Genomic DNA, 9114 nt, shown 5'->3' with positions numbered 1-9114 from the left:
GGCAGGCTCAAGGACTGGCGCCGCGTCGCCACCCGCTATGACAGATGCCCCAAGGTCTTCCTGTCAGCAGTCGCCCTCGCTGCAACCGTCATCTTCTGGCTTTGACGATCAATGGGTCCTGACCCTAGACACGCGATCACGCATCTGATCGAGCTCGCTCAGCTCGACGATCTCGACGCCCTTGGATCTGAGCTGCTCGCGGCCCTCGAGATCCTGCGTCTTGGCATAGTCGAGCGTCGCGGTGACCGAACGCCGGCCAGCCTCGATCACGGCGGCCTTCTCCTCGTCGTTGAGGCCGTCGAAGAAGCGCCCGGACATCACCGTGGACATGTGCCACGGGTAGTGGCCGGTCAGGGTAAAGTGCTTGCCGACCTCCCAGAGGTTTTCGCCCAGCATCGAGGAGACGTTGATCTCGACAGCGTCGATTACCCCGGTTTCCAGCGCGCCATAGACCTCGCCGTAAGGCAGGCCGACGGGCGCGGTGCCCACCGTCTCCCAGATCTGCTGGTGCAGCGGCACCGGCACGATGCGGGTCTTGAGCCCCGAGAAATCCGCGAGCGTGGTGACCGCCTTGTTGATCGACAGGAAGTTGCGCTGGCCGGTGTCGGCGACCGCGAGGCCCACCAGCCCGGCCGGGCGCAGGTCGTCGAAGATCTTCTGCCCGACGTCGCCGAGCGCCAGCGCGCCGAAATGGTCGTAGTCGCGGATGAGGAAGGGCATCTGCCAGGCGTTCATTGCCTGACGGCCGGTGACCAGCGGGATCAGCACACCAGAGACGGCGACCACATCCATCAGCCCGGCGACACCCCCCTCCAGCAATTGCTTGTCATCGCCCAGATGGCGGTTCGGGAACCAGCGCCGCCAGAATTTCGTTCTGCGCCGCCTGACCGACATGCAGGGGCTTTAACCGGCACCCGCGCATGGCTGGCTTGTGCCAAAGCACTGGTGCGTCTGGCGGAACATTTGTATACAGACACGATTGAAAGGTCCCCGCCGGTGCAGTTGCAGCGGTCCACCGGGAAAGGTTCAGGCATGGCGATCAAGAACGGCTCTGATACGACCGAGGCACGGCGCAGCCCGCTGGATCATATCATGGGTCTGATCGAGCTCGGCGAACTGCGCCCGGGGAGCCGTCTGACCGAGGTCGATCTGGCGCAGCGGCTGGGGATCAGCCGGACGCCGGTGCGCGAAGCCCTGCATCGTCTGCACGCGATGGGTCTGGCCGAGCACGGGCCGCAGCGGGGGCTGATCGTGGCACATATGAGCTATGATCAACTGCGCCAGTTGTTTGCCGTGCGCGAGGGTCTGGAAGGCATGGCGACGCGTCTTGCGGCAGAGCACGCCTCGCGCGCCGAGGTCAGCCTGCTGCGCGAAATGGTCGAGGGCGACCGCGAGATCCGCGATCCGGTCAAGCTGTTCGAGCGCAACAAGTCGCTGCACCGGCTGATCGTTCAGGCCTCGCACAACCAGTTCATGATCGAGGCGCTGGGAAACCTACGGGTGCATTTGAGCCTGCTGCCCGGCTCTACCTATGCCAACGAAGAGCGGATCATCGCTGCGCAGCAAGAACATGAGGAAATCGTGGATGCGATTGCCAAGGGTGATGGCGACCGGGCCGAGCGCGCCGCGCGCCAACATATCCTTTCGGGCTACCGCGTGCGTCTTAAGATGATGACCGAGCGCGATCAGACCTGACCCGGCGCGCGGGTGATCTGTGGGGCGAACTTCACCACCCGGCGGCTCAGCGTGGCGTGGTTGAAACCACGTTTACGGCGTGACGTGTGACTCTCTCAGCCGCCTATCCTGCGCAAAGAAGATATGGCTGACGCGCACGGCTGGAATCCGCGCTTGAAAAGCCTTCGCGGGCCTTGTTTCCCACAAGAAAGCTTGACCAACGTGCTACCTGGTCATACCTTCTTGGGGGCAAGGAGTATCCCCGTGACCGTGAAATCCTCGATATCGCTCAGCGATGAACATCACGCCTTTGTACGCGCGCAGGTGCAGGATGGACGCTTCGCTTCGGTCAGCGCGGTAGTGCAACACGGGCTGGATCTGCTGCGCCAGAAGGCCGAAGATGAGCGGCTGGACCGCTCTGCACTGCGCATGCTGGTTGAAGAACGGCAGAAAGGCGCCTTCCTATCCGCCGATGAGATGCGGCAACGCGTCACTGCCTCTTGTGCGGCGCGGCGGGACGATGCCGCATCGAAATGAACTGGCAGACTGAATTCGCGGCAGACGCCGAGCGGGATTTTTCCCTGATCCTCGACCATCTGATCAACAGCTACATCTCGTTCGGCGACAGCCCGGCCGAAGCAACGCAGCGGGCAACGCAACGTCTGGAGGAAATCCTCGACTCTTCGCTTCGGATCGCGACTGCACCCTTTCGCGGGCAATGCCATGATGATCTGCTGCCGGGGCTGAGGCAGATTGCCTTTGGCAAGGCGACCTTCTGGTTCACGGTCGATGACGCCGAGCGGGTGATCCGCGTTCTTTCGGTGTTCTTCGGTGGCCAGGACCAGCAGCGCCGGATGCTGATCCGCTTGCTGGAACGACGCCGTGACACCTGACTCTGCCGCCCCCTCCCCTGACGGATCACAAGCCCCCTTCCCTGCGTAATCTGGCCGAGCGGGCCGATCCACCAGATGCCGGGGCTGAACACCTAGGCGACCAAGGTGACCTCGAAGATCGCGCCGCTTCCATCAGAACGACATTGTGCAGTCCCGCCATGTGCCATGGCCACATCGCTGACGATGGCAAGCCCCAGACCACACCCACGGGATTGATCGCTATCCAGTCTGAAAAATCTATCGAAGATCCGCTCGCGCATTTCGGGCGGAACGCCGGGGCCATCATCGGCAAAGCGCAGGCAAACAGAGTGCGGCGTGAAGTCTACGGACACTTCCATCCGTCCTCCGGGGCGCAACGCATATTTGGCTGCGTTGTCGAGTATATTGATCACCATCTCGTCCACAAGAACGGGATCGCATTCCACAGGCCGCGCCGTGCCGGTGACTGAAAAATCCACATCCACATCCAGCCGCAATTGCGCTTCCGCAAAGACGCGCACCCGCTCGCGGATCAATGTAACGAGATCAACCGTTTGCACGAACTCCTTCAGACTGCGCCCGCGCACCCGCTCCAGCGACAGAAGCTGCGATGTCAACCGACTTGTGGCGCGCGCGCTTTGCGCCAGATCCGCAACACGGCTTCGCAACTCTGCCTCGGTAGGTGCGCTCATTGCAGCTTCGGCCTGGCTTTGCATAGCGGCTACGGGGTTGCGCATCTGATGCGCGGCATCAGAAATAAACCCGTCACGCAATGCAAAAGCTTGCGCAAGTCGCTCGAAGAGCGAGTTGGTGGTTCGCACCAGCGGGCGCAATTCCGGTGGCACCCAGCGACGAATCGGACGCAGGTCGTCAGCGTTTCGCTTGCCGATTGCCTCGCGCAGATCAAGCAGCGGCTTCAGGCCGAGCTTGATGCCAAACCACAAGATCAAGCCTGCCGTCAGGATCACCGATCCAAGCAGAAAGATGGATTGCAATACCAGCTTCTGCGATAGTGCCGAGCGTTGAATGGTGGTTTGCCAGACCTCGACAGTGACCCAGCCACCAAACTGCGGTTCGCTGATGTATTCGCGCAGCACCACCGCCCTGACTGGCTTGCCCAGGGAAACACTGTCGAAGAACACCGGCTCATTTCCGACGGCTTCGTTCTCCGCAGGCATGTTCGGCGGATCGGAATAGCCCGTGACGAAACTGCCACCCGGCCCCGTGATGCGATAATAAACAGGATCACCCAGCGCGGCGGTCAGTTCATCCAGCAGGTTCTCGGTCAGCACATCGCCTTCGGAAATCACCACATCGCGCGAGATTGTCAGAGCCACCACCAGCAGGGTGTTGTCATAGAGTTCACGCGAGAGCCCATTGGCAACCTGATAGCGTGCGATGGAAGCCACCGCCGCCACGGCAATGAGCGGCAGCATGAGCAAAAGAAACAGCCGTCCCCGCAGCGACAGCTTGCCCAGCATCAATTGGCATCCAGCATGTAGCCAAGGCCGCGCGCGGTGCGGATCGTGGCGCCGCTCCCTTCGATTTTGCGCCGCAAGCGCGAGATCAGGAGCTCAACCGCATTGGTCTCGACCGGTGCGCCGATACCGTAGAGAGCGTCTGCGATCCGGTCCTTTTCGATCAGCCGCCCACGGTGTTCCAGCAGCAATTCGAAGAGTGCCAGTTCACGTCGCGGCAGTTCAATCGGGCTGCCTTCACGCAAGACCGTGCGTTGCACACGGTCATAAACCAGTTGCCCTACGGTTTCGCGTTCGGGCGCAACCTGCGGGCGCCGCCGCGCCAATGCCCTGAGACGGGCGACAAGTTCTTCCATGTCGAAGGGCTTCACCAGATAGTCGTCAGCCCCGGCATCAAGACCCGCGACCCGCTCCGAGGTTTTGCCCCGCGCGGTCAGAATCAGGACCGGCATCGCATTGCCACGTCCGCGCAAGCGTCGGATAATGTCGATCCCGGACAGCCCCGGCAGGTTGATGTCAATCACCGCCACGTCGGCCGAATGGCGTGTCAGAAAAACATCCGCCGCCAGCCCATCATCCAGATGATCCAGCGCATGCCCTTGATCTTTCAGGGCATTTTCGATGCCCCTTGCAAGGCTGAGATTATCTTCCACCAAGATGATGTGCATGAATTGCCTTTTTTCAGGCACCGGACAGGTTATCGACAGCTAGACTGCCTATGATCGTCATCAAGCCGCGCTTGGGAGGAGAAATCAAGAACGGTGAAACGCCGCCCACCTTTCAGGGGATCCGGCGTGCATGGGAACTCCGGGAGGACAAGAATATGAAAACCATTACGCGCCGCGTGGCGCTTGGGGTTGCAGCCGGCGCGGTTGCGCTTGGGCTTGCTTGGCCGGCAGCAGCCGAGGCTGATTTTGCGGGCAAGACGATCGAATGGATCATTCCATTCTCCGCCGGTGGCGGCTCGGACACCTGGGCGCGGTTCAACGCGCCGCTGCTGTCGAAATACCTGCCGGGCAACCCGGTTGTGGTGGTGGTGAACGAACCCGGTGGCGGTTCAACCAAGGGCACGAACCTGTTCGCCGCGCGTGCCAAGCCCGACGGGCTGACGATTCTCGGCACTTCGGGGTCGACGCAGTTCCCCTATCTGCTGGGCGATCCGCGGGTGCGCTATGAATACAAGGACTGGAAGATCGCGATGGCGGGTCCGACCGGGGGCGCGGTCTATGCGTCGCCGTCGCTGGGGCTGACCGGGCCGCAGGACATTGCCAAGCTGAAGGACAAGGAACTGGTCTATGCCAGCCAAGGCGCCACCTCGCTTGACCTTGTGCCGCTGCTGGGGTTCCGCCTGATGGGCTTCAATGTGCAGCACGTCTTTGGTTTCAAAGGGCGCGGCGATGGCCGTCTGGCCTTTGAGCGGGGCGAGGTGAACATCGATTACCAGACCTCTTCGGCCTATCTCAAGAACGTGCAGCCGCTTGTTGATGCCGGTCAGGCCGTTCCGCTGTTCAGCTGGGGCGTGCTGAACGAGGCGGGCGAGGTTGTGCGTGACCCGACCTTCCCCGATCTGCCGTCTTTCGCCGAAGCCTATGAGACCCTGACCGGCAAGGCCCCTTCGGGTCCGGAATATGATGCCTATTTTGCCTTCTTCACGGCGGGGTTCCCGGCGCAGAAGATGGTGTTTTTGCCCAATGGCACGCCCGATGACATCGTTGCCGCCTATCAAAAGGCCTTCGAGGACATGAAAGCAGACCCCGATTATCAGGCGAATGCCGAAGCGGTCTTGGGCACCTACGAGCAAGTCACCGGCCCCTTGGCGCAGGCACTGTTCGAAAAAGGCACGACCATCGCGCCCGAGTTGCGGAAGCAAGTCGTCGAGATGCTGGGCGCCGAATACGGCGTGAAACTGGGCGAGTAACACCGCCCTGCCTGACCTGCGGACGCGGCACATGCCGCGTCCGCCCCCCCCCCGCTTTCTTCAAGAGATCTGACCAGTCGCCACAGCGCGACCAACACGGGAGGTTCCTACCGTGGTCGATACCCTTTTGTCCGCCCTGGCGGCCTTGCTGACCTTTCAACACCTGCTTTACATGCTGCTGGGTGTGTCGGTCGGGCTGGTGATTGGCGTAATTCCGGGCCTTGGCGGTATTGCCGGCCTGTCGCTGCTGATGCCGTTCCTTTACGGCATGGACGAGATCGCCGCCCTTGCCATGCTGATCGGCCTTGTGGCCGTCATCCCCACCTCTGATACGTTCTCTTCGGTGCTGATGGGTATTCCCGGCTCGTCGGCCAGTCAGGCCACCGTGCTGGATGGCTTTCCGCTGGCGCGACAGGGTCAGGCGGCGCGGGCACTCTCGGCGGCATTCATCTCGTCGATGGCGGGAGGAATTTTCGGCGCGGTTGTGCTGACGGGCTTTGTGGTGATCGCGCGACCGATCATCCTGTCCTTTGCCTCGGCAGAGTTGTTCATGCTCGCGCTGTTTGGCCTGTCGATGGTGGCGGTTCTGGCAGGGCGCTCGCTGGCCAAGGGGCTGGCGGCATGCTGCATCGGACTTATCATCGGCTCGATCGGCGGTGCGCCCGCAACGGGCGAGTTTCGCATGATCTTTGGCTCGGAATACCTGTACGACGGTATTCCGCTGGTCATTGTCGGTCTGGGGTTCTTCGCAATTCCCGAGATCGCCGATCTGCTGCGCAAGAACTCGGCCATCGCCTCGGGCAATGCGCTGGGGTCCGGCTGGTTTGATGGCCTGCGTGACTGGTGGCACAACATCTGGCTTTCGGCCCGCTGCGCCGGTCTTGGTTGCATCATCGGCGCCATTCCGGGACTCGGTGGCTCGGTCGTGGACTGGATCGCCTACGGCCATGCCGTTCAAACGGTGAAGAAAGACCCCCAATTCGGCAAGGGTGACATTCGCGGTGTGATTGCACCTGAAAGCGCGAACAACGCCATGCAGGGCGGCGCGCTTCTGCCCACCATGCTGTTCGGCATTCCCGGTTCGGGGGCCATGGCGGTGTTTCTGGGCGGAATGGTTCTCCTGGGGATTCAGCCGGGGCCGTCGATGGTCGGCGCTGACCTGAACATTACCTATTCGGTGATCTGGTCGCTGGCGCTGGCCAATGTGATGGGTGCGGGCATTTGCCTTGCACTGGCAATCCCGATCTCGAAACTCACGCAGATCCCGTTCCAGCGCCTTGCCCCGTTCATGATCGTGCTGATCTGTTTTGCCGCCTTTCAGGCAACGCGCTCGCTGGCCGACCTCGTGGCGCTGCTCTCGCTGGGCGTGCTGGGTGTGCTTATGAAGCGCTTCGGCTGGCCGCGCCCGGCGCTGCTGATCGGCTATGTGCTGGCGCCGCAGGCCGAGACCTATTTCTATCAGGCGCTGCAGTTCAACGGTTGGTCCTTCCTTGGCCGTCCGGGCGTGATCGTCATCGGGCTGATGACGGTGGCCTCGGTGGTCTTTGGCCTGCGCAACCGTGTGGACGAGCATGGCCATGTCGTGCCCAATGAAGATGACGCGCCGGATGTGCCCACGTTCAAGGCCCACCTGCCGCAGATCGGCTTTGCCGTGGCGATGGCGGGGCTGATGGCTCTGGCGCTGATCGACTCGCTCGAGCATGACTTTCTGGGCAAGATCTTCCCGTTGTCGGTGTCGATCATCGGGCTGGTGATGCTGGCGGTCCTGATCCCGCAACTGGCCCGTGGCAAACCCGGACATCACGCGCATTTCGACGCGGAACTGACAGGTGATCATGTCGGGCAGGCCGGGATCGGCAATCTTTGGGGCGGGCTTGCGTGGATTGCCGGGCTGGTCGGATTGACGGCGCTGGTGGGCTTCTATGCGGCACTGCTGATCTTCTTCCCGATCTTCCTGATCCAGCGTGCCAAGGCCGGGCCGATTGCGGTGGCCGTGATGACCGCAGGCGCGGCGGGGTTCATTCTGGTGCTCGCATGGGCGCTGTCGCTGAACTTCCCTTCGGGCGTGCTGCAAGACGTGCTTGATCTGCCCTGGCCCTTCCGCTGAGGGGCATGCGCAGATGGACCTGCTTGTTCTGGAAGGGGATGGCATAGGCCCGGAGATCACGGCGGCAACCGTCGCCGTGATGCGCGCGGCGGCAGAGCAGTTTGCTCTGCCGCTTCGCTTCACCTGGGCCGAAATCGGTTTTGCCGCATTGGGGCGTCATGGCACCACCATTCCGCCCGAAGTGATCGCGGCAGCGAAAGCGGCTGATGGGGTGATTCTGGGGCCGGTGTCACACAACGCCTATCCGCCAGTTGCCGAAGGCGGTCTGAACCCCTCGGGCGTTCTGCGCCGCGAACTGGAGCTTTACGCCAATATCCGCCCCGCCCGGTCGCGCACCGGCACCCCGCGCCCGGTGGCGGCTGAGACCGATCTGGTGATCGTGCGCGAAAACCTTGAGGGGTTTTACGCGGACCGCAACATGGCCTCGGGTTCGGGCGAAGTGTTGGTTGAGCCCGATGTGGCCATAGCCATGCGCAAGATCACCGCGCGCGGAAGCGCCCGGATTGCAGAGGCGGCCTTTGCGCTTGCGGCTCAGCGCCCGCGCAAGCGTGTCACCACCATCCACAAAGCCAATGTCTTGCGCATTTCGGACGGGCTGTTCCTGTCCGAGGTTCGCAAGGTTGCCGCGCGCTATCCGCAGGTCGCGCACGAAGAACTGCTGGTCGATGCCGCCGCCGCCCATCTCGTGCGGAACCCGACCCGGTTTGATGTGGTTCTGGCCACCAATATGTTTGGCGACATCCTGTCCGATCTGGCCTCGGAACTGTCGGGCGGACTGGGGCTGGCGGCATCGCTCAACCTTGGCACTGGCACCGCCGTCGCGCAGGCACAGCACGGATCGGCCCCGGATATTGCCGGGAAAGACTGCGCCAACCCTGCCTCGCTGATCGGATCGGCGGCAATGCTGCTGCGCCATCTGGGCGCGACAAGCGCCGCCGACGCCATCGATACCGTGCTCGATTGCGCACTCTCCAAACCCGAAACCCGCACCCCCGATCTGGGTGGCGCGCTTGGCACCGCTGCCTTCGGCGCACGGCTTGCCACAATGATTCAAGAGGCATGACC

The 9114-nt window shown here is 62.5% G+C and carries 9 protein-coding genes and 1 pseudogene; 7 read left to right on the top strand and 3 right to left on the bottom strand.

Annotated elements, in window-relative coordinates:
- A pseudogene (locus D2N39_RS22640) lies at positions 1-105 on the top strand (IS5/IS1182 family transposase); the annotation flags it as partial.
- Between the two features lie 3 nt (positions 106-108).
- Here the strand turns inward: D2N39_RS22640 and D2N39_RS22635 are convergent.
- The gene (locus D2N39_RS22635; RefSeq protein ID WP_119136945.1) at positions 109-894 is read right to left on the bottom strand and encodes a TRAP transporter substrate-binding protein; all 786 of its coding nucleotides are present in this window, start codon (positions 892-894) and stop codon (positions 109-111) included.
- A 138-nt stretch (positions 895-1032) separates the two neighbouring features.
- On the opposite strand from D2N39_RS22635, the gene D2N39_RS22630 reads away from it, so the two are divergent.
- The 3 genes from D2N39_RS22630 to D2N39_RS22620 all read left to right on the top strand — a co-directional run bounded on the left by D2N39_RS22630 (position 1033) and on the right by D2N39_RS22620 (position 2567).
- Positions 1033-1695 carry a GntR family transcriptional regulator gene (locus tag D2N39_RS22630; RefSeq protein WP_233557400.1) on the top strand — a complete coding sequence of 221 codons (663 nt, stop codon included), beginning with the start codon at positions 1033-1035 and terminating at the stop codon, positions 1693-1695.
- 243 nt (positions 1696-1938) lie between these two features.
- Positions 1939-2211 carry a type II toxin-antitoxin system ParD family antitoxin gene (locus D2N39_RS22625; RefSeq protein ID WP_119136944.1) on the top strand — a complete coding sequence of 91 codons (273 nt, stop codon included), beginning with the start codon at positions 1939-1941 and terminating at the stop codon, positions 2209-2211.
- A complete protein-coding gene (locus D2N39_RS22620) occupies positions 2208-2567 on the top strand; it encodes a type II toxin-antitoxin system RelE/ParE family toxin (RefSeq protein ID WP_119136943.1) in 360 nt (119 codons plus the stop codon). Before D2N39_RS22625 ends, D2N39_RS22620 begins: the two co-directional genes overlap by 4 nt.
- Before the next feature lie 92 nt (positions 2568-2659).
- On the opposite strand, the gene D2N39_RS22615 is transcribed toward D2N39_RS22620, so the two are convergent.
- Together D2N39_RS22615 and D2N39_RS22610 are read right to left on the bottom strand one after the other, a co-directional pair.
- Positions 2660-4027, bottom strand: a complete 1368-nt coding sequence (locus tag D2N39_RS22615; RefSeq protein ID WP_233557398.1) for a sensor histidine kinase — start codon at positions 4025-4027, stop codon at positions 2660-2662.
- Positions 4027-4692, bottom strand: a complete 666-nt coding sequence (locus D2N39_RS22610; protein ID WP_119136942.1) for a response regulator transcription factor — start codon at positions 4690-4692, stop codon at positions 4027-4029. Before D2N39_RS22610 ends, D2N39_RS22615 begins: the two co-directional genes overlap by 1 nt.
- Positions 4693-4847: 155 nt before the next feature.
- Between D2N39_RS22610 and D2N39_RS22605 the strand changes: the two genes are divergently transcribed.
- From D2N39_RS22605 to D2N39_RS22595, 3 genes are all read left to right on the top strand, one after another.
- On the top strand, positions 4848-5942 hold the full coding sequence (locus D2N39_RS22605) for a Bug family tripartite tricarboxylate transporter substrate binding protein (protein ID WP_119136947.1): 1095 nt from the start codon (positions 4848-4850) through the stop codon (positions 5940-5942).
- A gap of 172 nt (positions 5943-6114) precedes the next feature.
- Complete coding sequence (locus D2N39_RS22600) at positions 6115-8049, top strand: tripartite tricarboxylate transporter permease (protein ID WP_199725352.1); 1935 nt, start codon at positions 6115-6117, stop codon at positions 8047-8049.
- Between the two features lie 13 nt (positions 8050-8062).
- Positions 8063-9112, top strand: a complete 1050-nt coding sequence (locus tag D2N39_RS22595; RefSeq protein WP_119136940.1) for an isocitrate/isopropylmalate dehydrogenase family protein — start codon at positions 8063-8065, stop codon at positions 9110-9112.
- Positions 9113-9114: the final 2 nt, after the last annotated feature.

Source organism: Gemmobacter lutimaris (assembly GCF_003570715.1).
GTDB lineage: Bacteria > Pseudomonadota > Alphaproteobacteria > Rhodobacterales > Rhodobacteraceae > Gemmobacter > Gemmobacter lutimaris.
Note: the sequence above shows the minus strand (reverse complement) of the source record. Positions and strands in the feature narration are given on the sequence as shown.

What these genes read in the sequence shown, in the direction of transcription:
- D2N39_RS22635 (WP_119136945.1), bottom strand. Translation starts at nt 894, where the DNA reads ATGTCGGTCAGGCGGCGCAGAACGAAATTCTGGCGGCGCTGGTTCCCG.
- D2N39_RS22630 (WP_233557400.1), top strand. Translation starts at nt 1,033, where the DNA reads ATGGCGATCAAGAACGGCTCTGATACGACCGAGGCACGGCGCAGCCCG.
- D2N39_RS22620 (WP_119136943.1), top strand. Translation starts at nt 2,208, where the DNA reads ATGAACTGGCAGACTGAATTCGCGGCAGACGCCGAGCGGGATTTTTCC.
- D2N39_RS22615 (WP_233557398.1), bottom strand. Translation starts at nt 4,027, where the DNA reads ATGCTGGGCAAGCTGTCGCTGCGGGGACGGCTGTTTCTTTTGCTCATG.
- D2N39_RS22610 (WP_119136942.1), bottom strand. Translation starts at nt 4,692, where the DNA reads ATGCACATCATCTTGGTGGAAGATAATCTCAGCCTTGCAAGGGGCATC.
- D2N39_RS22605 (WP_119136947.1), top strand. Translation starts at nt 4,848, where the DNA reads ATGAAAACCATTACGCGCCGCGTGGCGCTTGGGGTTGCAGCCGGCGCG.
- D2N39_RS22600 (WP_199725352.1), top strand. Translation starts at nt 6,115, where the DNA reads ATGCTGCTGGGTGTGTCGGTCGGGCTGGTGATTGGCGTAATTCCGGGC.
- D2N39_RS22595 (WP_119136940.1), top strand. Translation starts at nt 8,063, where the DNA reads ATGGACCTGCTTGTTCTGGAAGGGGATGGCATAGGCCCGGAGATCACG.